Source organism: Fictibacillus sp. 18YEL24, assembly GCF_015903855.1.
Lineage (GTDB): Bacteria > Bacillota > Bacilli > Bacillales > Fictibacillaceae > Fictibacillus > Fictibacillus phosphorivorans_C.
On record NZ_JACZDT010000001.1, the window covers coordinates 505,219 to 527,143 of the forward strand.

Annotated in this window: 24 protein-coding genes; 10 read left to right on the forward strand and 14 right to left on the reverse strand. The window is 39.0% G+C overall.

The window, feature by feature from the left end; genetic code table 11:
• The first annotated feature begins 72 nt into the window (after positions 1-72).
• Both HU823_RS02500 and HU823_RS02505 read left to right on the forward strand, forming a co-directional pair.
• Entirely contained in the window at positions 73-357 is a 285-nt protein-coding gene (locus HU823_RS02500) for a hypothetical protein (protein WP_144699804.1), read from the forward strand.
• Positions 358-541: 184 nt separating this feature from the next.
• Complete coding sequence (locus tag HU823_RS02505; RefSeq protein ID WP_197221029.1) at positions 542-1,390, forward strand: mechanosensitive ion channel family protein; 849 nt, start codon at positions 542-544, stop codon at positions 1,388-1,390.
• Between the two features lie 54 nt (positions 1,391-1,444).
• On the opposite strand, the gene HU823_RS02510 is transcribed toward HU823_RS02505, so the two are convergent.
• A complete protein-coding gene (locus tag HU823_RS02510) occupies positions 1,445-1,984 on the reverse strand; it encodes a GNAT family N-acetyltransferase (protein ID WP_197221030.1) in 540 nt (179 codons plus the stop codon).
• 174 nt (positions 1,985-2,158) lie between these two features.
• Here HU823_RS02510 and HU823_RS02515 point away from each other — a divergent pair, with 174 nt between their 5' ends.
• From HU823_RS02515 to HU823_RS02525, 3 genes are all read left to right on the forward strand, one after another.
• The gene (locus HU823_RS02515) at positions 2,159-2,365 is read left to right on the forward strand and encodes a hypothetical protein (RefSeq protein ID WP_137789287.1); all 207 of its coding nucleotides are present in this window, start codon (positions 2,159-2,161) and stop codon (positions 2,363-2,365) included.
• 101 nt (positions 2,366-2,466) lie between these two features.
• On the forward strand, positions 2,467-2,730 hold the full coding sequence (locus HU823_RS02520; protein WP_144699798.1) for a hypothetical protein: 264 nt from the start codon (positions 2,467-2,469) through the stop codon (positions 2,728-2,730).
• Positions 2,731-3,142: 412 nt separating this feature from the next.
• Complete coding sequence (locus tag HU823_RS02525) at positions 3,143-3,586, forward strand: GNAT family N-acetyltransferase (RefSeq protein WP_197221031.1); 444 nt, start codon at positions 3,143-3,145, stop codon at positions 3,584-3,586.
• Between the two features lie 61 nt (positions 3,587-3,647).
• Here HU823_RS02525 and HU823_RS02530 read toward each other — a convergent pair whose 3' ends face one another.
• The 6 genes from HU823_RS02530 to HU823_RS02555 form a co-directional block, all read right to left on the reverse strand.
• Positions 3,648-4,466, reverse strand: a complete 819-nt coding sequence (locus HU823_RS02530; protein ID WP_197221032.1) for an STAS domain-containing protein — start codon at positions 4,464-4,466, stop codon at positions 3,648-3,650.
• 190 nt (positions 4,467-4,656) lie between these two features.
• Complete coding sequence (locus HU823_RS02535) at positions 4,657-5,403, reverse strand: sulfotransferase domain-containing protein (protein ID WP_197221033.1); 747 nt, start codon at positions 5,401-5,403, stop codon at positions 4,657-4,659.
• A gap of 258 nt (positions 5,404-5,661) precedes the next feature.
• Positions 5,662-6,618, reverse strand: a complete 957-nt coding sequence (locus tag HU823_RS02540; RefSeq protein ID WP_197221034.1) for an arsenic resistance protein — start codon at positions 6,616-6,618, stop codon at positions 5,662-5,664.
• 128 nt (positions 6,619-6,746) lie between these two features.
• Entirely contained in the window at positions 6,747-7,025 is a 279-nt protein-coding gene (locus HU823_RS02545) for a hypothetical protein (protein WP_231607242.1), read from the reverse strand.
• A 19-nt stretch (positions 7,026-7,044) separates the two neighbouring features.
• On the reverse strand, positions 7,045-7,686 hold the full coding sequence (locus HU823_RS02550) for an HNH endonuclease family protein (RefSeq protein WP_197221035.1): 642 nt from the start codon (positions 7,684-7,686) through the stop codon (positions 7,045-7,047).
• A 193-nt stretch (positions 7,687-7,879) separates the two neighbouring features.
• Entirely contained in the window at positions 7,880-9,076 is a 1,197-nt protein-coding gene (locus HU823_RS02555) for a metallophosphoesterase (RefSeq protein ID WP_197221036.1), read from the reverse strand.
• Positions 9,077-9,278: 202 nt separating this feature from the next.
• On the opposite strand from HU823_RS02555, the gene HU823_RS02560 reads away from it, so the two are divergent.
• The 5 genes from HU823_RS02560 to HU823_RS02580 all read left to right on the forward strand — a co-directional run bounded on the left by HU823_RS02560 (position 9,279) and on the right by HU823_RS02580 (position 16,700).
• Positions 9,279-10,163, forward strand: coding sequence for a DUF4240 domain-containing protein (locus HU823_RS02560; RefSeq protein ID WP_197221037.1), 885 nt, complete (start codon positions 9,279-9,281; stop codon positions 10,161-10,163).
• 495 nt (positions 10,164-10,658) lie between these two features.
• Positions 10,659-10,961 carry a hypothetical protein gene (locus HU823_RS02565; RefSeq protein WP_082861388.1) on the forward strand — a complete coding sequence of 101 codons (303 nt, stop codon included), beginning with the start codon at positions 10,659-10,661 and terminating at the stop codon, positions 10,959-10,961.
• A gap of 343 nt (positions 10,962-11,304) precedes the next feature.
• Entirely contained in the window at positions 11,305-13,182 is a 1,878-nt protein-coding gene (locus HU823_RS02570) for a bacteriocin maturation protein (RefSeq protein WP_197221038.1), read from the forward strand.
• Positions 13,179-15,119: a TOMM precursor leader peptide-binding protein gene (locus tag HU823_RS02575; protein WP_197221039.1), complete on the forward strand. Its 1,941-nt coding sequence runs from the start codon at positions 13,179-13,181 to the stop codon at positions 15,117-15,119. Before HU823_RS02570 ends, HU823_RS02575 begins: the two co-directional genes overlap by 4 nt.
• Before the next feature lie 27 nt (positions 15,120-15,146).
• A complete protein-coding gene (locus HU823_RS02580; RefSeq protein ID WP_197221040.1) occupies positions 15,147-16,700 on the forward strand; it encodes a SagB family peptide dehydrogenase in 1,554 nt (517 codons plus the stop codon).
• A 28-nt stretch (positions 16,701-16,728) separates the two neighbouring features.
• Here the strand turns inward: HU823_RS02580 and HU823_RS02585 are convergent, their stop codons facing one another.
• The 7 genes from HU823_RS02585 to HU823_RS02615 form a co-directional block, all read right to left on the reverse strand.
• Positions 16,729-17,904: a beta-propeller fold lactonase family protein gene (locus tag HU823_RS02585; protein WP_197221041.1), complete on the reverse strand. Its 1,176-nt coding sequence runs from the start codon at positions 17,902-17,904 to the stop codon at positions 16,729-16,731.
• 122 nt (positions 17,905-18,026) lie between these two features.
• Positions 18,027-18,674 carry an SdpI family protein gene (locus tag HU823_RS02590; protein ID WP_197221042.1) on the reverse strand — a complete coding sequence of 216 codons (648 nt, stop codon included), beginning with the start codon at positions 18,672-18,674 and terminating at the stop codon, positions 18,027-18,029.
• On the reverse strand, positions 18,674-18,946 hold the full coding sequence (locus HU823_RS02595) for an autorepressor SdpR family transcription factor (protein WP_066394788.1): 273 nt from the start codon (positions 18,944-18,946) through the stop codon (positions 18,674-18,676). Before HU823_RS02595 ends, HU823_RS02590 begins: the two co-directional genes overlap by 1 nt.
• A gap of 176 nt (positions 18,947-19,122) precedes the next feature.
• Positions 19,123-19,590, reverse strand: a complete 468-nt coding sequence (locus HU823_RS02600; RefSeq protein ID WP_197221043.1) for a DinB family protein — start codon at positions 19,588-19,590, stop codon at positions 19,123-19,125.
• Between the two features lie 13 nt (positions 19,591-19,603).
• The gene (locus HU823_RS02605) at positions 19,604-20,101 is read right to left on the reverse strand and encodes a DinB family protein (RefSeq protein ID WP_197221044.1); all 498 of its coding nucleotides are present in this window, start codon (positions 20,099-20,101) and stop codon (positions 19,604-19,606) included.
• A 146-nt stretch (positions 20,102-20,247) separates the two neighbouring features.
• Complete coding sequence (locus HU823_RS02610; RefSeq protein ID WP_197221045.1) at positions 20,248-21,420, reverse strand: aminotransferase; 1,173 nt, start codon at positions 21,418-21,420, stop codon at positions 20,248-20,250.
• Positions 21,417-21,911, reverse strand: coding sequence for an Lrp/AsnC family transcriptional regulator (locus HU823_RS02615; RefSeq protein ID WP_144699764.1), 495 nt, complete (start codon positions 21,909-21,911; stop codon positions 21,417-21,419). The genes HU823_RS02610 and HU823_RS02615 overlap by 4 nt, the downstream gene beginning before the upstream one ends.
• Positions 21,912-21,925 lie beyond the last annotated feature (14 nt).

The window sequence follows — 21,925 nt, forward strand, 5'->3', positions numbered from 1 at the left end:
TGGTAATATTTATAAAAATAAACAAGTTAGTATAAGTATACATAATTTGGAATTTATTATTGGGGTGACATGATGTCAGTTGTACTAAATAAATTTTATGACAACAAGAAAGGATATTTTCACATCCCTGTTGTATGGCGAGAAGAATTTCAGTTTCAGGTTGGAGAAAAAGTAGGCGTTGATGTTAAAGATGGAATAATCATCATTGATAAGATGCGCGAAAGACAATTTACTCCCATTATAGGTGTAAAAGGAAGACTAACTATTCCCATTGAAATCAGACAAGAATTGAAAAGCCATATCTATCAATTAATCGCAATCCAAGAAACCGAACAATTTATTTTAACTCCTGCTTAGAAATAAATATTTAACCAGCAAAAAGACTTCCCGCTTGAAGTCTTTTTGTATACACACATTGTTGATTTCATAATTTCCTTGTTTGACCTTTCTCCCCTAACCTTTTAAAATCCATTGGATATTATAAAATAAATTTGCTTATTTTTCGTATTCTATTGGTATAGTAAGAGTGGGAGTTGAAAGAATGTTTAACTTAGAATTATTTAACAAATTACCTGTAAAAATTTTAATCGTAGCTTTATTAATTGTAGTCACCGTGTATTTTATTAGAAAATCTGTTCAGCTTTTCTTTGATAAGACAAGTTTTCTAGATGAAAATCGTGAAGAGACGTTGATGCATTTTACAGATCAAGTTCTCAAGGTGCTCGGTTTGGTGTTCTTCTTCATTTACGTATTAAGTCATTTCTTCGATCTAACAAGACTTGTTACAGGTTCAGTTGTTGTAGCCGGTGCGCTCGCATTGATCTTCCAACATATCATTCGTGATTATATTATGGGACTAGCCTACTTGTTTGAACGGCAGATCAACCTCGGTGATTATGTAATTATCAACGGTAACAAGCAGGGGAAAATTGAGGAAATAAGTGTGCGTCACCTGAAGATTCGTCAATACGACGGTTATCTATACACTGTTTCTTATGGAAGCATCAACGAGCTTCAAAACGGAAACCGTGGGATGCGGCGAGTGAACGAAAGTCTTATCCTTAACTACAGACAAAACCCCGACGAGGCGTTTAAAGTTATGGAGGAAGTGGCGAAAACGTGCAACGAGAAATATAGTGAGTACCTCTTAACAGATCTAGACGGTAAGCCTGTGGAAAGTTTTAAATTTAATCAAATTACCGAATTAAACGTCGATTACAAAGGACACAGGTATTCTGTCTCAGGAATCGTAAGAGAAGCTCATTTTGTGGATGCAAGCAAACGAGTAAGATATGAACTAGCGCACGCCGCATATGTAAATAAGTTAATGATGGCCGAAAACGGCGAAATTGAAATGAATAAACGTAACGATTCTCAACCATTTCATTAAGAAGTATGACGCAGGCTGTAACGAACGACGTTTACAGCCTGCTCTTCTTACATATTAAATATCTTTATCCTCTTCATTAAGAATGGCAAGAACCTGGTGATCTTCCCACCTGCCATTGATCTTCACATTTTTCTTTGAAATTCCTTCTTTATGAAATCCAGCTTTTATTAATAATTTGATAGATCTGATATTATGAGGCATTACTTCTGCTTCGATTCGATGAAGTTTAAGCTCATTGAACGCAAACTCTATTATTAGGGGAAGAGCTTCGGTCATATATCCTTTGCCGTTATAGTCTTTGTCTAGAGAATAACCAACCATCCCTTTTTGTGCCGGTCCTCTTTCGATCTTGAACAGACCAATCTGTCCGATTAATTCATGTGTGTCATGAAGATAAATACCAAAAGAGTATCCTAACCCTTTTTCTTTTCGCTCTTCTATCTCTTTCAATCTTCTTGCTTGACCATCTAAAGAATAAAAATCCGAATCTCTCTCAGGTGCATATTGCTGAAAAAACGCCTTGTTTCTTATTTCAATATCAAATAATGCTTGCAGATCACGTCTCTCTAGAAGTTTAATATAAATATTCTTCATCGTTACTTGTCCTCCACACTCGGTAAATTCCTTATTAGAAATTCAACTTAATACGTTTAAAACCTCTCTAGACAGAGTTAAATATCAATTGTTTAACTTGTGTACAAAATATGTAGAAGTTTAATTAAAGGAATGGTATATTATAAACAGAAAGATTCTATGGGAGAGAAAATGATGAACACAAAATTAAATACGTGGATTCAAAAACACAATTTAGATTTACAATGGCTGCAAGAAGCCAGTAAGTTTCCTTCCTACCAAGTTCAGAAACTGCTAGATGATCCTTCCTATAAACCTGATGGCACAACAATGAGAATTGTATTAAGTATCGTAAAAAAGAAAGAAGACACAGCGAAATTAAGTGATTTTTGGGATGTTTAAAAATAGGACTTTACCTTATAATTTATAAAAATAGTGACTTGTCTAGATCATTTTACCCTCTATCTGCATCTACTAAAGTATGAAATGTAGGAGGTGCTATCTTGGGTAAAGACAAGCATTGTAAGAAAAAGAAGAAAAAAGTAATCTGTTGTGATCCTGTATATATCATTGAGGATAAATACACAGAGAAAGAAGTCACATTCGTTCATCCGATCATTCGTGTAAAACGTGAACACATTAAATATGTTCGCCGTGACGTGTATGAGGAGAAAGTAATCAAAGAAGTGATTGATCCTGGTGCTCCAACTAAATGTGATTGCAATAAAAAGCACAAGAAATCTAAGAAAAAAAGCAAAAAGAAGTAATTTCAAAGGATAATTACTCTTTTTATATGAACCCCCGACCATCGTGATCGGGGGTTTTGCTATTGTTTTAAGACTTGATATCTTTATTCACGGTACGTGTTTTTATATTTCTTACACGTTCGCCGCTAAATAAGTGATTTCCACCTGTAAAGATATGTTTACCACCTATGTTTAATGAATTTCCACCGATAAATGAAGTTGCACCACCTAAAATTTGAAAATAACTACCGCTAATCGTACATTTTACTTAAAATGAGCATAAATATGGCTAACAGTATGATTAGACTGTCTAACCCAATCTCCTTTTTCACAAAACGTATCTAATCAACCACTTGATTTATCCATTTGATATACTGTTTACATACATAAACGTTCTCTTTTATCAAACCTAATCGAGGAGTTGAGGATACAAATGAAAGATCATTACGAGGTGTTAATTGGTGAAGGAAATGCCGAGTTAGATCAGCGACTTTCTGATGAATTAGACAAAGTGAACCATGCAGCGACGATTGGCACTCCAGCTGCCCGAGAATTGACAGTGCAAATTTTAGATAAACATGGTGAACTCGCAGCCGGTATGAGTGGTTGGACTTGGGGCGTAGCTGCTGGTATTGCAATGACATGGGTTCGTGAAGATGTTAGAAAAGACGGACTAGGTTCACAACTACTCCAAGATTTCGAAGATGAAGCTCTGACACGAGGTTGCACGCACGTCTTCACTACGTCTTTCACCTTTCAAGCACCAGGCTTCTATGAACGTCACGGATACCAAGAACTGTTCCGTTGGGAAGGATTACCTACTCCTGATGCTGCTGACATTCATTTTCGTAAAGAGCTAGTCCCGCTATCAAAATAGATGATACAAAAAAGGGTGTACACTAATGTACACTCTTTACAACTATGCATCTAATAATTTTCTATCTTAAATAATCTTCTAAAGCTTGCTGAAGTGTAGCTTTTGTCTGAGCTTTGCTTTCGAAAGATAATCCGATATTTGTTATTTTGCGTACAACTTCTGGACGTAGACCAGTAATTACAGATTCACACCCCATCATGTTCGCACCTTCCATAACTTTCATGATCCGTTCAATCGCATCCGTCTCCATTTGAGCAATACCAGATAAATCTATAATTAACGTTCCAATACGAAGTCTGCTGATTTCCGAAAGAACTTTCTCTTCAATCGTATCTGATCGATATGTATCAATATTTCCTATTAGCGGAAGCACACATACCTTAGATGTGATCGGAATAATTGGAACAGAAAGATTATCAACGAGTGTTTTCTGAGACTCGATCAGCTTATCTTTGTACTCTGAATAACTTAAGAATAGTTCATTTAAAAATTTATCAATGCGGTCATTAATTTGTCTTTCCGTATTAAAAAAACTTTCAGCCTCTAAATCAATTTGGTTCAATTTATTAAATTCTTGCAAGTACTTCCAGACCGTTCTTCGAATCGCTTGAACCCATTCTAGTTTAAATGCAAGCGTCAGGCTATGGGATGCCCACGATACACCTTCAAATTTTGCAAATTCTTCTAATTCACGGTCTTTACCTTGGATGGTGTACATCACAAGTTTATGAGCATTTGACAATAAATCGATATTACCTACCAACAATATTTCTTCGATTTTCCCACGAACATTTCGGGCTTCAGCTAATAAAGATTCTTGGAACTCTTCTCTGTTATTAGTAAAGTATTCTATATAATCCTTTTCCAAGACTAAACCCATCGTGTTCACTCCTTTTTGAAATTTTTACCTACTTTTGTACTATTGTACCACTTAAAAAATAGATGGTATAAAAAATTTTGTATTTAAAACTGTTTTATAACTTAAGTAAATAATCTCGTTTTTTAAAAAAAGAAAAAAACCGCAACAAATTTCGTTACGATTTTTTTAAAGTTATAGCAGAAATACTTCTTTACCAAAGTAAATCCTTCTCATATCCTAACTCAATAAGCAATTGTCCAGCTGTCTCTTTAAAAACTGTGGTAATCTCATCGTCGAACTCTTCTTTCCAGTTGCCGATCGTACCTTTTCTGAAAGTAGCTGAGCCTTTAGTCGAAATGTTTTCTTTCGCACGTTCGATTACATTTTGATCGAGGTTTTCGGATTCCTCTTCTGTAATAAACTTTACAATCTTCTGAACCGATTGGTCTAGAGATTCTTCACTTCTTAATAAATCTTCAAATTTAACCGAAAGCACGTTAGGTGCCGTTAACCACCCTTTAAATTCCGAAAACCAATCATGAATATCTTGATGACCTAATTCAGGAATCCCTCTTATGATTGATAACATTCGTTCTTTTTTAGACAGTTGCTTTTTTTGATAATATTGATGAAGTGGTGCATCTACTTTCTCAATATAGTAGTTATAAGAAACTACCACATCACGCAAATCCCGGTAGAGGAAGATTTGCTTCATATCGAGATCTTGAAGAAGCTTCTCCCATGATGTGGAATAATAAATATGTCCAGACAAAAATTCGCTCTCTTTTAGCTTCTCTAACTCACGCTGATGTTCTGCTAACTGTGTTGAGACACCTTCATAAAGATGCAGATTTTGATCAAATGTGATGGAATGAATACCTGTTAATATTTGAAACATTAAATGTGTTCCGCTCTTAGGAAACGAATTAAAGAAAAAAGGACTTATTGCTTTACTCATTTTTAACGATCACCTTTTCTATTTACATGACATACCTTTCATATCTTATTCGTTCGCTCCCAATCCGCTTGTACAACCGCCTGCTCATACTTACTTCTAACTAAAAAAAAAGAATGCAGAGATACACACACTTTTATCATTCAACGCGCGAAACTTATAATGCAAGACCTTAACCCCTAATTGTTAGCAAGATGAAAACGTGAAAAAGGCAGGGATATACTCCCTGCCTTTTTTCTGTGCTCATTTTACTAAGAATCTTTAAATATCCATTTTTGGCACTACTTTTATATAGATTAATTCACCGATCAATTCAACTATCGTCTGCGTTACGATTACCGCTGCAGCTAATGTTCGCCAAGACTCTGGTAATGCAAGGGCTAGTGGGAGAACGACTAGTGAATTTCTTGTTCCCATACTAAAAATCAATGCTCTTCCTGCACGATTATCTAAAGAAAATGCCCGTGCGATCAAGCGAGAAACAATTGGCATAACGATTAAGAATAAGACGTAGATCGGAACAACGTTAATGATGATATCAAAATCACTGTAGACCTTTCCAATTTGCGAAGCAACGACTACAATCAAGACGAAAGCCATGAACGGAACAGGTAACCAAGCTGTAAGTTCTAATGTTTGAACACCTAGCGGATGTTTTTTCGCCCACAATTGTGTTAGGACTGCTAGTAGTAAGGGAATTACAATCAAAAGAAAGAATGCTTCTAAAAATGGTTGTATATGCACGACCGTTATCATCTCTTCCCCAATGAATAACCACAAATATAGAGGAAGCAAGACCAATTGAACTACAAATAAAAGTGGCGTTGCCGCAAGCATCAATTTTTCATTTCCTTTTCCCAACTGAGTAAAAACAATTACATAATCAATACACGGAGTGAGAAGAACTAAGCATATTCCTAATAGTATTGGTGGGGACTGAGGAAAAATAGAAGTAAGGATCCATACAACGATGGGTACACATACAAAATTACCGATTAATAAAGCGAGCATGAATCTTATATTTGAAGCAGCTTCTCTGAGCTTTAAAAAAGGAATTTGTGCAAACATTCCATACAGAAGGATAGCGATTAGCGGAGAAATCGTAAATTGGAGTCTAGGTCCGAAACTTCCAAACGTGAGGCCGATAAAGCCACCTAATAGCAAAGAGATACCGTAAATCCATATTTGTTGATTTTCAAGACCCTCTCTCGTGACCATCTCTAACCTCCCTCTATTAAATCTTTAAGTACGTCATATTACTTTTCAAAATATTAATATACCATTCTCGCTTTCAATAAAAAAGAACCGCCTGTTTTCAGACGGTCCACTGTTGTCTATTAAAAGTGTTAAGTGCGTTCCAATACTTTGGCCAGCATATGGTGAATAACATCGTGATCGCGTGGATCGTGCAATCGATATTCTTCACCAGGAAGCGTATACCACTCTGCCGCTCCCGCATAAGTGATAGCAAGCTTCAAAATACCTTCTTCATTACAACTTGTCTTAAGCTCGAGCTCCCCGCTGATCACGCCGACCTCTGTAGTCATTACACCATGAGTTGCCGTAAAGACCGTTGATTTCTCTTCCATTGGAGTAGCTCCCTTCTTTAAAACAAGTTCATACAATGTTTATACTCTAATTCTATTAATACGTGCAAGTATTAAGCATGCTTTGAAGTTGTGTTTTTTCCGCTGATTGAAGATTTAAACCCCAGTTGTACTTTGTTTGAATCCACCATTTTGCATATCCACAATTAGCTGCAGTACGAGTAGGCTTCCAAGTTGATGGATCTTGGTCCCCCTTTGATCGATTCGAACTTGCCGTTACGGCAATAAGTTGTGGTCCTGTAAGGTCGTTTGCAAAAGCCTCACGCTTTGTAGTCGTCCAACTGCTTGCTCCAGAACGCCAAGCTTCAGCTAATGGCACGACATGATCAATATCAAGATCAGATGGATTTGTAATCGTTACACCGTCATAATAGCTGTACCAACTACCTGATGTCACAGGACAATTTCCGCTAAACGAATCTGCATCACGCTTAAGAACAACTTGACGTGTATCACATCCTCCGCCTTGACTCGACCAGTGTGGAAATAAATCGCGAGAATAGCCTGTCATTGAACCTTCTGTCTTAACCACTAATGCGTTCAACTGAGATTGTGCAGCAGATTTAGTAGGTGTTCCTGGCGGTAGCGCCCATGCCTTTTGGTTATCACCAGATGAAACAACGACAAAAGACATTACCAGAGTAAAAACAAACGAACACAACATCGATTTCTTCAACATGCTTAAATCCTCCAATATGTAGTTTTTTGAATCGTTATAATTTTATAACATGTCTTTACGGATTGGCATTACCAATTTAGTAATTAAACATAATCTAGACCATCGATATAGGTGGATAGTCTAGTTTTTTAAGGCTAAAATTCTTATCGCAAACCATTATAGTACAATATAATTATTTGTTTTTGTGACTCTACTATTGCTTCACAGGCTGTTTTTCTCCTGGGAGAGGAACAGGATCCATGCTTTGATCGTTTGGCGATAGATCGATGCCATAATCTTTCGCAAACACCATATGTGTTTCTTTTAAAACATTTTCGTGGTTTAGGTCCAAGTTAAAAACACGAGCTCCACGAAGTCGATTCTTCTCGTCACCAGGAAGTCCGTACGCTCCAAATCCAGCACTTCCGCCATATCCGAGCATAATGCCATAATAGTTTCCTGCATACGTGTTAATGTGGTCATGTCCACAGAAGACTCCTTTTACATCGCCTCGATGCTGCATGGCTGAGAATAAGCCAGAATTGATCGGACCCGGACATTCATCTTCGTTTCTCTCACCTGTAATCTGATGTTTGTTTTTAGCACGTGCATGATCAGCTTCTGTTCGACCATCTACACTCGAATACCACATATAACGGTGCTCCCATAACGGGATATGTATGAACATGAGAGAAGGCACCTTAAATCCAAAACGGTTTTCGATCTTTTGAGACGTTTCATTGTACCAGCTGACTTGATCAAAACGAACCCAGTCCCATGTTGGATAACCCTCAAAATTTTGACCTGCAATCTCTTTTGGTGCGTATCTTCCACTATCCATCAACCAGAAATTAAAAGCGGGCTTCTTCCCTTTCGTGTCCCAAACAAGAAGGTTCATGTTCCCAGTTCCTGTAATGTGTTTCGCTCCCTTATCGTTCACATTGTGTTTGTAAGATTGGTAGAAAGCTAGCATCTTACTCTCATCCACACCGCTTTTTGGGGTAGAATCTTCATCATGATTTCCGAATGTAATGGCCCACTTAATGCCTCTCTTTTCCATCGGCCCAGCAACATTGTTCATCGCCTGTTTCATTTCGAGTTCCGAATCACATCCACCCGTAATTACGTCTCCGTTCAGTACCACAAAGTCAGGCTTCTCAGCATCTAGCACTTTTTCCATTAACTCAATCGTACGACGGTCAATGCGCTCATCGTCTTGCGTATCATTAAACTGCACGACCTTGAAAGTGCCATCGGAATGAAACTTTAACACCTTCTCTTCCTTTCGATCTGCATGCACTTTTTCGGTGAATAAGTTGGATGTATCACCGAGCGAACCTAGTGTTAATGCCAACGTGCTCGCTCCTCCAATCTTAATAAAATCGCGACGATTTACTTGTTTAGAGCTCATTTTGCTACCCCTCCGTTATTTCTGTATGTTGAATTGTTACAAGATTAAGAGTAGCAAGAGAATTTTTAGGTAGTGTGATTGAGTTGTAAATGTTATGTGAGAGTAATGATTGAGAGATTTTACAAATCATGGCCCCCACAAAATTGAAGAAATGAATATATAATAGGCTTAACCATAAAATGTGTTTAATTAGGAGGTTTGTATGTTTAAATCTAATAAAAATATTCCGATGACTGTTGGCAATGTGTATGCCGTCAAGTTGCCTGATAGCCGCTATGGAGCAATCAGAATTATTGATAAACAGAATCCATCTACAACTCTCGTAACCACTCCTTATATTAGTGATAGACTTCCTAACATTGATGATGAAAAATTAAAACAAACGCTAGTCCAAAATCGATTTTTCTTTGATGGGCAAAAGGCGGGATCTATTGTTGATGGTAAACCACCTAAAGAGTTAATTTTAATTGGTAATATTCAGATGAAAGAAGAACGCCGCTTTCCCAGTTATAGTGGCGTTTGGGATAAAGAAACTGGAATAGAAGCTTATTATGAATGGCGCTGGGAACATGATCGAGAAAACTTTGAAAAAGAGATGCAGGAAGATGAAGAACGAATGGCGAGAGAATCACTCGCTAAAGTTCAAGTACCTAAGAAAATGATGAGTGAAGAAATGTTTTGGTCTATCATCTCTTTAGTAGATGATGAAGATATAGAAGCTGCCATTCAGAAGTTAGCAGGACTAGGTGTACGGAATATTAAGCAGTTTGAAGAAACCTTGTCTTATAAACTCTTTCAATTAGATACAGAAGAACACGCACGAAACATTGGAGTTTATTCCTATAAGGACGAAAATAAGCATTTTTCGGTTGATTTATTTTTATACTTTCGATGCGCTGTCATTACTAATGGTAGAGACTTTTATGAATTGGTATTACAGAACCCTATTCATATGCCTGGGAACGATACATGTGAACCCATATTGGATCTAGCTTCTGAAGCGTATGAGCTTCGCACTGGTAAAGAGTTCGAATATGAAACTGGTTGTGATTATGAAACTTTCTCCAATCGCAAAGGTTGGGAATAGAGTGACTAAGTGGTTTAGCTAAGGGGTATATCCCATGCAGAATTTGTCGAGATATAGCAACTCGTCGATAAACGATAGAAATTTGTGGAATTATTATTCAAACTCGTGGAATTATTGACGAAATTTATGGATTCACGCTATAAATTTTTTGAATAAAGTGGTTGAATACCCTATATGGTATGTATTGTTGATAAGAACAAGCCACTAAAATGGAGCATAATTACACATTTTCTACTAGTTACAACTCACTGTTCTCTTTCAAACGCAAAAAATGACTTTCTGCAACTCTTTTTCTCAAAAATAGTCGTTCACCATCACATTATAATCATATATCTTCGCTCTCAGCTTGTGTTTAACCTCAAACACAGGCTGTTTCTATTTCCAGCACCCAATCCTGTAACGGCGGACAAACTGTATCCATATTTTATTATGAGGAATTTGAGCAGAGACTCTCTACTCGTTCTAGATCTGACAAAAAACAAGGAGGTGTTTGTATTGGACAATAAACACCAATGGAATTTGGATGGATTAAGTACTGGAGACTTTCAAGTTAGTGGCGGTCAGCCACATCATCCCCAAGAACAGCAAGCACAAGACCCTCGCCTTATCGTTCCAGGCTGTGTAATCGGAATTTGTTTTAACTTTTGTGGAGGTTGCGCAGGTTGTGGCGGATGCGGTGGTTGTGCTGGTCGTTGCGGAGGCTGTGGCGGTTGTGGAGGCTGCGCTGGACGTTGTGGCGGTTGCGGCGGTTGCGCTGGACGTTGCGGTGGATGCGGCGGACGTTGCGGAGGCAGATAATCAGATAAATGCATTGTTCGAAGAAATTTCAGGGGGCTTTGCTCAAGTTTTTGAGCATCAGTCCTCTATTTTGTTGTTTCTGCTAGCAGTTGGAAATACGAACGTCTCTCCCTAACGTACAACTATAGCAATATATATTTTCAATAAATACATATCGAATTATATTCACGGTAACTGCAATTAATTTCACGGTAAACCGAAATATATTCACGGTAATTTGTTTTATATTCACGGTAAATCCATTTTTATTTACATTAAATCAATCCTCTATTGATGAATTGACATAATGGACAAGCAAAATCCATAGACATAGATGATGAGCATTAGGTTAAGGAGGGGTATCATGCCAGGCGTCACTCTCTCAATGTGTTTGAAAATGAACAGAGACACGTTCGTGTATCCGCAAAATAATGGAGGCGTATATCTCCGTAATAACATCACTTCTATTCAAATGGAAGGTAATACGATAGAGCAATGGCTTGAAAAATTAATTCCCATGCTAGATGGCAACCGATCTCTGGAGGAAATTACGGACGGCCTGCCAGATCCTTATAAAGAACAAGTCTTTAAGATTGCTGAGGTGTTATACACGAATGGTTTTGTTCGCGATACGAGCCAGGACCTTCCACACCAGCTTTCTACTGCAGTCTTAGAAAAATATGCTTCACAGATTGAGTTTATTGACCATCTCAGTCATTCGGGTGCACACCGATTTCAAAACTATCGGGAGTCCAAGATCGCTGTAATTGGTTGCGGTCCACTTCTTTATTCACTCACACAATCACTCATACAATCAGGGGTTCCTGCGTTCACCATACTTCACACGAACTTGAAACAAAGTGAAATCAAGAAACTTCAGGATTTTATAAAAACCGCAACAACTAGAAATCCGGAAACTAACATTACTCTCGCACCGTTAAAACCTGACACATTTATAAATGATCTGAAGAACTTTGATTACGTATTGTACGGCCATGAAAATGAAGATTCAGAACAGCTTTCCATGATACAAAACATCTGCAGCAGCCAATCAAAATCGTTTTTACCCGTAACGTTACGTAACAATCAAGCTTTTGTCGGTCCTTTCATCATATCTGATTCTGCAGCCTGCTGGAGATCCGCTTTCTTACGGTTAAGGAATAGAGATAACAGTGAGAATTCTGCGTCATCATCTTCAAGTACAGTTTCTATGTTGCTCGCGAACGTCGCTGTTTTCGAGCTATTTAAGAAGATAACCGGTGTGGAGGAAAATCACGAAAACGCCATCTATCATCTGAACGTGAAGACGTTGGAAGGAAGCTGGCATCACGTTTCTCCTCATCCTCTAGTGAACAAAAAAATGAAGGTTGAGCATATGGATAACCCTCTTTCGTTTTTAAAAGAGTCAGCAAACCGAGAGCTTGACCTTCATTCGTTGTTCTATCAAATTACCTCTAGTGAGACTGGGATTTTTCACATATTTGAAGAACAAGACTTAATCCAACTACCATTGTCACAATGCAAAGTAAAAGTGGCCGATCCTTTCGGGGAAAGCACGCCAACAATCATCACATGCTCTGGCAGAACACACGAAGATGCTCGTCTAGAAGCGGGTCTATCTGGAATCGAAACATATGTGAAAAGATTATTTCAAGAAACACCAGAAGCTATGAATGTTGGAACAGGACGTACTGCAGCAGAAGGAATGAGTAGAGCACTTCAAAACAGGCTGCAAGAAATTTTCATGCAATCTCAAAATAATTATCAAGTTACTGCGAAAATTGATCTTTCTTCGATAAAAGACTCGTATTCCTTGTTTATGATTCAATCTCTCTCAACACTAGGTGATGAAGTAACACTCTATCTTGGAGGAAAAGTTCGCGGTTTTCCTGTTGTTTGGGTGCAGCAAAATGAAAAGTTCTACGGAAGTGTCGCTCTTAATGAGAAACTAGCATTACAATACGCACTCCAAGGAGCTCTTATGCACCGGCAAAATAAAGAAAACGTTTCTAGCATGAACTGCGTAATCGCATCTACTATCCTCCCGCACAGCAGACTAAAAGCGATTAATCTTCCAGAACCAGAAGAAGTACCACCAATAGAAACTCTAATATCAGCACTAGAAACATTAAAAAACAACAAGACCAACGTAAAATTCTATACCCTTAGTGCAGAATCAATTTTAAACGACAACACCTCTGGCCTATTCGGAATCACACTCTCTTCGGAGGTCCAATCATGACTCAAAAAATTATTCTTATAGGAAATGGTAGTCTTGCAAACGATGTCTACCAACAACTAAATGAAACGTATACTATCTCTCGGTACAAAACAGTAGAAGATGTGGTTGCAAATCACGAAAAGCTAGCGTTAGTTCTTCATGATAGCTGGAATCCAGATCAACATGTGAAGGCAGAATATTTTTTTCGTGCCAGCAACATTCCATGGCTGCGTGGTTTTGTTTTTTTCGGTGAAGCACATGTTGGACCTTTCGTTCGTCCAGATCAACCGGGGTGCACGCAATGTGCAGACCTTCGCTTTTTCATAACCGGCCAAGATCGTAGAGAGCATTTTCATATGAAAGAATATCAGAAGTCACAGCAAGAATTATCACGAGATCCTTGGGCAACAAATCTAGCACTCTGTCAAACAGCTACTCTAGTTTGTGATGTGGTAGAGCGTTTCATGAACCATGGCACAGCACTTGCAATTGAACACGTCTTTATGATGCATCTACGAACATTTAAAGTTACAAAGCACTTCTTTTTACCAGATCCGTATTGTGAAACATGCGGCGACATAACGCTTGATACCGATGATCATGCCAAGATTTCGCTCCAACCCAGTCCGAAAATTTCAAGGGATAACTATCGTTGCCGTTCGATAGACGAACTACAAAACGTGTTAAGCCGTGATTATTTAGATAACCGCACAGGTCTTCTTAATTTTAAAAGATATGATTTAATCTCTCCTTTCGCAGACACGGTCGTCAATCTTCCACTGCTCTCTGGTAACGAACTGAATGCAGGAAGGACACATTCATACCTGCATAGCGAGCAATCAGGCATTTTAGAAGGTCTTGAGCGTTATTGCGGTTACGCGCCACGAGGCAAACGAACGATCGTCTACGAACCTTACAACAAAGTGAAAAATGTAGCGATCAATCCTCTATCGATTGGAACTCATTCACATGAACAATATCACCAGCCACATTATCCTTTTCAACCGTTTGATCCAGACCGACCGATCCATTGGGTGTGGGGCTATTCCTTATCTGAGGACCGGCCGATCTTAGTTCCTGAAACGTTCGCCTATTACAGCATGGGTGGCGGAGAGGGATTCGTTTATGAAACCTCAAACGGATGTGCGGTAGGTGGAAGTTTAGAAGAAGCCATTCTATACGGGATTTTTGAGATTGTAGAACGCGACGCTTTCCTCATGACTTGGTATGGTGAACTGCCTATCCCCCGGATTGACATGAAATCGATAGATGATTCGGAGCTTCAGCTAATGGTTCAGCGCATCCAGCATGTGACAGGTTTTGAGATTCATTTATTCAATGCAACAACGGAAAACGGAATTCCAAGTATTTGGGCGATGGCAAAGAATACAAAAGAAGATGGTTTGAATCTGCTTTCTGCAGCAGGTGCACATCTTGATCCACTTAAGGCAGCTAAAGGTGCGGTACAGGAGCTATCTGGCATGCTTCTTAATATGGAAGAAAGTTTTGTTAAAGACCGCAAAAAATACGAAAAAATGTATAGAGATTCTAACCTGGTGCGTCATATGGAAGATCACTCAATGGTTTACGGCTTAAAAGATGCAGAGAAACGGTTGTACTTTTTGTTAGATAAACGAAAAGTTAGAGACTTTGAAGAAGAATTCAAGCCTATTCACCATACTGCCGATTTGTTAGAGGACCTAAATGGTGTGCTAGATATCTTTAAGAAACTAAATCTTGAAGTGATCGTTGTTGATCAAACCGGACCAGAATTAAAACGGAACGGTCTACATTGTGTAAAAGTAATCATACCTGGCATGCTGCCAATGACGTTCGGGCATCACCTGACCCGCTTGCAAGGATTGAATCGGGTGTTCACTGTTCCGATGAAGCTCGGATATGTCAAACAACCTTTATCACCGGAAGACCTGAACCCACATCCTCACCCGTTTCCTTAAAAAAGAAGTATGAAAGGGGCATTGTTGATGAACCTCGATGAGTTTTTATATAAACTTCATTACGAGACCGACCAGATTACGCCACTCGACTGGCAGGTGAACTGGGAAGATGCCCCGCTTCCCTATAAATTGTACGAAGGATTGCCTGTGATTCATTTAGATTCTGGGCTGCCAGTCTCATTTTCACAAAAAAATAAACCGACACTAACCGATCTTAGCCATTTTCTTTCGTATTCCTATCGAATTACACAAGTCAGCCAGACGTTTCCTTCGATAGAAACTTCGGAATCATGGACAACATATCGTCGGTTTGTTCCGTCAGGCGGTGCCCTTTATCCTAACGAACTATATCTGTATGTAAGGTTGGAGGATTTCCCCACAGGCATTTATCATTATGACGCTGCTCATCATCGTCTTGTTTGTTTACGAGAGGGGAATTTTGATTCTTACTTGGAGCGCTCTTTAGGTGAACGTTGCGACATCACTTCTTGTTTTGCTGCTGTCTTTGTTTCTACCTTCTTTTGGAAGAACTTCTTTAAGTACAATAACTTTTCTTATCGGTTGCAGAGCCTTGACGCAGGCTTTTTAATCGGTCAGATGTTGGAAGTAGGCAAGCGTAAAGGTTTTGAAACGTGCGTCTACTATCACTTTTTAGATTCTGCCATTAATCATCTGCTAGGTTTAAATGAGAGCGAAGAAAGTGTTTATGCAATTATGCCACTAGCAAAAGATCAAAACATGAAGTGGTTCGATACTATAGCTGATCAATCCCTGACAACGGAACAATTAAGTAGTGAGCTCAAACCTCTTCATCACAAGCATTACGTTCGCTCTAAGGAAATACGTCCCTATGATATGCTTCTGAATTTAAACTCCGCATGTAAATTACGATCTTTTTCTTCAATAAACGTCTACAATGAAGATGTTCAAAAAGATGTTGATGGGCCTGTACTAACGTTACCATTAGTGGAACCACTAACTTATCCTTTCAATACTGCCTGCGAGATGCGTTATTCCCCAGGACTAGATTTTGCCTTGAAACCATTAACGACTGAACCGCTTGCTTACCTACTGAACGAAACAGCTGCAACTAGTTTCTATCGAAATGATCTCGATCAAAATAAGAAGAGTTTAACTTCTCGTATTTCAATCCGATTCGCCACTAATTCTGTAGTAGGATTACAGAATGGTATGTATGAAATGGACAGTTCCTGCTTTCAATTAAAACAAATACAACTAGGTAATTTTCGCACTGCTCTTCAAGATGGACTGTTATCTGATTTTGTTAACATGCCACAGATTCCACTTTCCTTTAACATCAGCGGAAGTAAGGACCACTATAGGAAAATGTTTGGTTATAGAGGTCATCGCATACAGCACATGGAGGTCGGCATACTGTCTCACAAACTTTTATTAGCTGCATCAGCACTGCATATGAACGGTCACCCAATTTTAGGCTTTGATGTCCCTTATTATGATGAACTATTCAACCTGCAACAAATGGGTAGAACCAGCTTACTCCAAATACCGATCGGATACTATCGGCCACACCCGAGACTGCAGGTACATCTGCATAGTTAAAGCCTGAGTAGTTATCTCAGGCTTTCTTTTAAAGTTGATTTGGACATACCGTACCAATTGCAATGCCAAATGGTTCTAATCCTACTGTTACGTTACCAATCACTGTATTTGTCGTAATATCAATAATAGAAACAGTGTTACTTCCAGCTTGGTTATTCGTCACGTAACCAAACCTTCCGTCCGGAGTAATCGCGATATTTGCAGAAACATCCAATAGTGGACTAGTGATAATAGTTGTTTCAATTTTCAGAGCTGTATCAATAACTGAAACGGATGGATCACTTAAATTAACAACATAAGCACTGGTTCCATCAGGGGTAATCGCTACTCCAAAAGGAAAACTAGTACCTGGCACTAATCCAACCGGGATGATGATTTCATTAAGTGTGGTTGTGTTAACTGCCGAAACAGTACCCTCAAAACTATTCGTAACATAGACTTCTGTACCATCTGGAGTCACTGCTACACCAAAAGCACCCGCAGGCGGTGTATTACCAAGAGTAAGTACTGTCTGTGTGGTAGTCACAAGGTCAACGATAGAGAGTGTTCCTTGAGTTTGATCTGTTACATAAGCCGTTAAGCCATCTGGAGATATAGCGATGTTAACAGGTGTGCTAGCGAGGTTTCCAACTGGAAAGACATTAGTTATCGTGTTCGTTAAGGTATTGATTGCGGTTAGTGTTCCATCATTTACATTCGTTACATATGCCGTAGTACCATCCGGAGTAACGGCGACTCCTGATGGACTTGGTACATTTATCGTTTGGATCACATTATTCGTGAGTGTATCAATAACTGAAACCGTGTTACTATTTAAATTCGTTACATAAGCTCTTCTCCCATTAGGTGTCAATGCAACAAAGACAGGAAATTCCCCCACTGAAATTGTGTCAATTGTTGTATTTGTTGCTGTATCTACAACAGAAACGGTATTGTCCCCGGTATTGGTTACATAAGCTAGCACACGGCAAGCAAGTGGCGGAACAGGACTTAGGAAAACACCAGCTACACAATCACAGCTGACGACGAATACTCTTCCATCTCGTAAAAATCCAGAGATACATTCTGAATTTTTATCAAACGTTTGAAAAGTTAACTGAATTGGTACCGCTGTATTTTTCAGAAGGATGGAAATCACCTTACCAGCCTTTAGTTGTTCGAATATACCGCATGTACAATCATCTTGATTTTCATGGTAATCCATCTTTCTTCTCCTTTTATGACGATTATAAATCCGTACATATATTGGTATAGTCTATGCATGTACCTCTTGGCTTGTTTGGGTGACAAAAAAGGACACCTACGTGAGGTGTCCGATCAAAATTTTTAGTTGTTATCTACATTCTTATACCGATTGAAAAAAACATAAGAAGCAATGGTTGCGATGAGAACCGTTGATAGAACCACAACGAGCATGCCCGTAAATTTATAAATGCCTGGCAAGAATGATATTGCAACAAGCAAAATTCCTGCCATTACAAAGAGCTTCCCGCTAAGCTGATGTGTCTTTCTCCAAGTCTTTTCGTTCGCAAGCGTCCACGGTGTGCGCACTCCGATAAAGTAGTTGTGTTTGATTCGCGGCAAGTAGTTTCCGAGTACGATAAAAAGTAAACCTATTCCTAAATTAACGACTAGTGAGATGTCTATATTAACACCTAAACCATAGCTAATAGTCATGGATTGTAGAAGTAAGAAGAAAACGTTCATAATCGTAATAAAAATCGTATAACTGCCAGAAAATTTCTTGTAGTTCTCTTTCTTTGGATCAATTCTTGGCATGAAGATAAACAACACCATCAAAACAATCATTAACATTGGTGGAAAGAAAGCAGCATATTGTTTATCCCAATACCCATCCACTTCACCGTGGATGTTCCAATGCATCGGCATTTGATCAGGCAGGTAAGGATAAGCAAATACACCGATCAGTACACTAAGTGCAATAAGAAGATAACTCCATCCATACTTTTTCATCATTTTTCCTCCTTCGTTGTAAATGTAAAATACCAGCTCATTAGTTCATGAAACACCGTTGTGTTCAAAGAATAATAAATATGCTGTCCTCTTCTCTCATCATCGATTAGCGAAGCATGCTTTAAAATTTTCAGATGATGAGACACACTCGGTTTTTGCATGTCAAAATGTGAAGCGATCTCTCCTGCTGTTAGTTCATCTTCTTTTAACAGCGTTAAGATTTGTCTTCGAGTCGGATCAGATAATGCTTTAAACGCTTCATTAAGAGACATTTTGTCACCTCAGGATGATTTCCATTATTAGATATTTAGATAAGTGTCTAACTATCTAATTACATAATATGTTTATTTTCCATTTGTGTCAATCATTTTAGTAAAATGTGTTCAATAAAATTAAGCACATTTATTAGTTAAATAAATGTGCTTGCTTTAAGGAATATTCTTCTGATTTAACGATGAGATGGCCAAGATCCCTGTATTTTTCTTAACATAATAATCTGACCGGTATGATAGGCATCATGAAGAAAGATATCAATGAGATCACTTTCTAATCCGCTCTCATTTATTTCTTCAGAACTCATCTCACTTAGTAATCCTTTTAGTTTGTTGTGTACGTTTTCTGCGCGATCGATGGTAAGATACCAGTCATCGTCGTCTTCTGTTTGTTTGGTGATAAAGAAGGTATCGTTTCCATCAATTCGCGTCCACTCTTGTCCTTCTAAAGTGGCAACAAGTCGTTCTTTGTAATAAGTGAGATGATTGACGTTCTCCCAGATGGATTTCGTTGCTTCGCCCGGTGGTCTAAAGCTTGCTTGCTTAGCCGTTAATCCTTCTATAGCTGGTTTGAGCGGCGCGTACCAGCTCTCTTTATCAAACGTGGAGTCTAACACTTTTAGTAAGAATTCGGCTCGGCTCATGTTACTAACCCTCCTAATGGTTTGTCGGATTCTTTATCATCGGCTCTATGAGATCTGTATCTGGCGGAGCATATCCTAATTGCCTGCCGATCTTCACAATCTGTCCTTTGTGATGAAATTCATGAGTCATCGTGTGTGTAAATAACCACAATGCCGTAAAGTCTGCTTGACTTCCATTTCTAAACGTCACTTCTACCGTGTGATCCCAATTGTTTTCAAATTTATCGAGAAATTCATAAACCAACTCATCTGTTTTTCTGAAAAGCTCACGCATCTCTTGAACGTTATGTATGGACCCAGGAGTAATATCAGGAAGTGACTTTCCAAGAGCACGATTACCGAGCCATCCTTGGTAACAACCCGCTACATGAGCATGTAGGCTTAGAATAGATTCACCACTGAAACCTTCAAGTTTCTTTGCATAGTCGGTTGGGGATAATGTCTCGCAATATTGAAAAAGAGTCTCTCTCGTTAGACGTACCCAATCATACTGAGTTCTGAACAAATTCATACTCTCATCTCCTTTTTGAACTCACGAATACTTCCCCATCTTTAAGAAGATTTCCTTCTTGTATGGTATAAAAATATTCATCATTAAACTATTAAAAAAAAAGATGCATTCCTTGTGCTAGGAATGCATCTTCAATAAAGAAATGCTTATAACGTTTGTAAAAACCGGTCAATCCGGCGCATCGCCTCTTCCAGCTTCTGAACAGAGGTTGCATACGAGCAACGGACATGTCCCTCTCCACTCTCACCAAAAACACTACCCGGTACAACCGCAACCTGTTCTTTCATCAGAAGCTTTTCTGCAAACTCTTCAGATGACAATCCAGTCTTTTCGATTGAAGGAAATACATAAAAAGCGCCGCCTGGAACATGGCACGATAAACCCATCTCCTCAAGAGCATGAATGACTAAACTACGGCGCTGCCGATAGCTTTCCTTCATTTTCACTACATCCTTCTGCCCGTTAACGAGCGCTTCCAGGGCAGCGTGCTGAGCCATTGTAGGAGCGCACATCATCGTATATTGATGTATTTTTAGCATGGCTTGCAAAATGGCTTTTGGTCCACAAGCAAAGCCTAATCGCCAGCCTGTCATGGCAAATGCTTTTGAAAATCCAGAAATCAAAATCGTGCGGTCACGCATATTCTTCACTGCAGGAAAACTCGTATACGGTTCATCGTATGTTAGTTCAGCATAAATTTCATCTGAAATGACGAGCAAGTCATGCTTCTCTACTACCTCCGCTATACGTTCCAAATCGCCTTTTGACAGCACAGTGCCTGTTGGATTATTTGGACTGCATAACATAAGCACTTTCGTTTTGTCAGTGATCGCCGCTTCTATTTGTTCAGGCTGAAGCTTGAAATCATCCTCGCTATACGTATTTACCGGAACAGGAACTCCGCCAGCCAGTGTTACTGTTGGTGCGTAGGAAACAAAGCTTGGCTCAACAACAATAACTTCTTCCCCAGGATTAAGGACCGCACGCAAAGCAATATCAATCGCCTGTGAAGCACCAACTGTAACCACCATTTCATCTTCAGCACTATACGTAACACCGAACCGTCGTTTCATATAGCGAGAGATCTCTTTTCGGAGCTCAAATAAACCGGCATTGGCTGTATAAGCCGTATAGCCTTGTTCCAATGAATGATAACTCGCTTCGATCACATTCCAAGGTGTAACAAAATCCGGCTCGCCGACTCCTAGAGAAATGACGTTTTCCATCGAGGAAGCGAGGTCAAAGAAACGACGGATACCAGACGGCTGAATCGATTGCACGGTATTAGATAAATATTTTGAAGTCGGTTCAGTAATCATGGTGACACCACAATTCGTTTATCTTCATCATTATCACTAAACACAAGACCGTCATGCTTGTATTTTTTTAAGATAAAATGAGTTGTTGTTGAGATGACTGAATCGATAGTTGAGAGCTTCTCCGATACAAAACGTCCCACTTCTGCCATCGTTTTACCTTCGATCGATACCGACAAATCGTAAACGCCAGACATGAGATATACTGCTTTAACTTCTGGGAACCGGTAAATGCGCTCTGCAACCTTATCAAAGCCAACACCTCGTTTTGGTGTGACCTTTACATCGATCATAGCTGTTACAGCACCGTCTTCGGTACCTTTTGTCCAGTCAATTATGGCTGAATAGCCTAGAATCACTTTTTCTTTTTCAAGCTTTTCTAGTATTTGTTTAGTTTCATCCTCTGTTATTCCCATTAACTTTGCGATCGTACCTGTTTCAAGACGTCCGTTTTTTTCAATGAGTTGCAATAATTCGCGTTCTGTAGAATTCAAATCAATCACTCGCT

Excerpts from the sequence above, each read along its gene's own strand:
- HU823_RS02505 (WP_197221029.1), top strand. The coding sequence starts at position 542 with ATGTTTAACTTAGAATTATTTAACAAATTACCTGTAAAAATTTTAATC.
- HU823_RS02570 (WP_197221038.1), top strand. The coding sequence starts at position 11,305 with ATGCCAGGCGTCACTCTCTCAATGTGTTTGAAAATGAACAGAGACACG.
- HU823_RS02560 (WP_197221037.1), top strand. The coding sequence starts at position 9,279 with ATGTTTAAATCTAATAAAAATATTCCGATGACTGTTGGCAATGTGTAT.
- HU823_RS02530 (WP_197221032.1), bottom strand. The coding sequence starts at position 4,466 with ATGGGTTTAGTCTTGGAAAAGGATTATATAGAATACTTTACTAATAAC.
- HU823_RS02610 (WP_197221045.1), bottom strand. The coding sequence starts at position 21,420 with ATGATTACTGAACCGACTTCAAAATATTTATCTAATACCGTGCAATCG.
- HU823_RS02550 (WP_197221035.1), bottom strand. The coding sequence starts at position 7,686 with ATGTTGAAGAAATCGATGTTGTGTTCGTTTGTTTTTACTCTGGTAATG.
- HU823_RS02540 (WP_197221034.1), bottom strand. The coding sequence starts at position 6,618 with ATGGTCACGAGAGAGGGTCTTGAAAATCAACAAATATGGATTTACGGT.
- HU823_RS02575 (WP_197221039.1), top strand. The coding sequence starts at position 13,179 with ATGACTCAAAAAATTATTCTTATAGGAAATGGTAGTCTTGCAAACGAT.
- HU823_RS02510 (WP_197221030.1), bottom strand. The coding sequence starts at position 1,984 with ATGAAGAATATTTATATTAAACTTCTAGAGAGACGTGATCTGCAAGCA.
- HU823_RS02535 (WP_197221033.1), bottom strand. The coding sequence starts at position 5,403 with ATGAGTAAAGCAATAAGTCCTTTTTTCTTTAATTCGTTTCCTAAGAGC.
- HU823_RS02525 (WP_197221031.1), top strand. The coding sequence starts at position 3,143 with ATGAAAGATCATTACGAGGTGTTAATTGGTGAAGGAAATGCCGAGTTA.
- HU823_RS02605 (WP_197221044.1), bottom strand. The coding sequence starts at position 20,101 with ATGAATTTGTTCAGAACTCAGTATGATTGGGTACGTCTAACGAGAGAG.
- HU823_RS02515 (WP_137789287.1), top strand. The coding sequence starts at position 2,159 with ATGAACACAAAATTAAATACGTGGATTCAAAAACACAATTTAGATTTA.
- HU823_RS02580 (WP_197221040.1), top strand. The coding sequence starts at position 15,147 with ATGAACCTCGATGAGTTTTTATATAAACTTCATTACGAGACCGACCAG.
- HU823_RS02600 (WP_197221043.1), bottom strand. The coding sequence starts at position 19,590 with ATGAGCCGAGCCGAATTCTTACTAAAAGTGTTAGACTCCACGTTTGAT.
- HU823_RS02585 (WP_197221041.1), bottom strand. The coding sequence starts at position 17,904 with ATGGATTACCATGAAAATCAAGATGATTGTACATGCGGTATATTCGAA.
- HU823_RS02590 (WP_197221042.1), bottom strand. The coding sequence starts at position 18,674 with ATGAAAAAGTATGGATGGAGTTATCTTCTTATTGCACTTAGTGTACTG.
- HU823_RS02595 (WP_066394788.1), bottom strand. The coding sequence starts at position 18,946 with ATGTCTCTTAATGAAGCGTTTAAAGCATTATCTGATCCGACTCGAAGA.
- HU823_RS02500 (WP_144699804.1), top strand. The coding sequence starts at position 73 with ATGTCAGTTGTACTAAATAAATTTTATGACAACAAGAAAGGATATTTT.
- HU823_RS02555 (WP_197221036.1), bottom strand. The coding sequence starts at position 9,076 with ATGAGCTCTAAACAAGTAAATCGTCGCGATTTTATTAAGATTGGAGGA.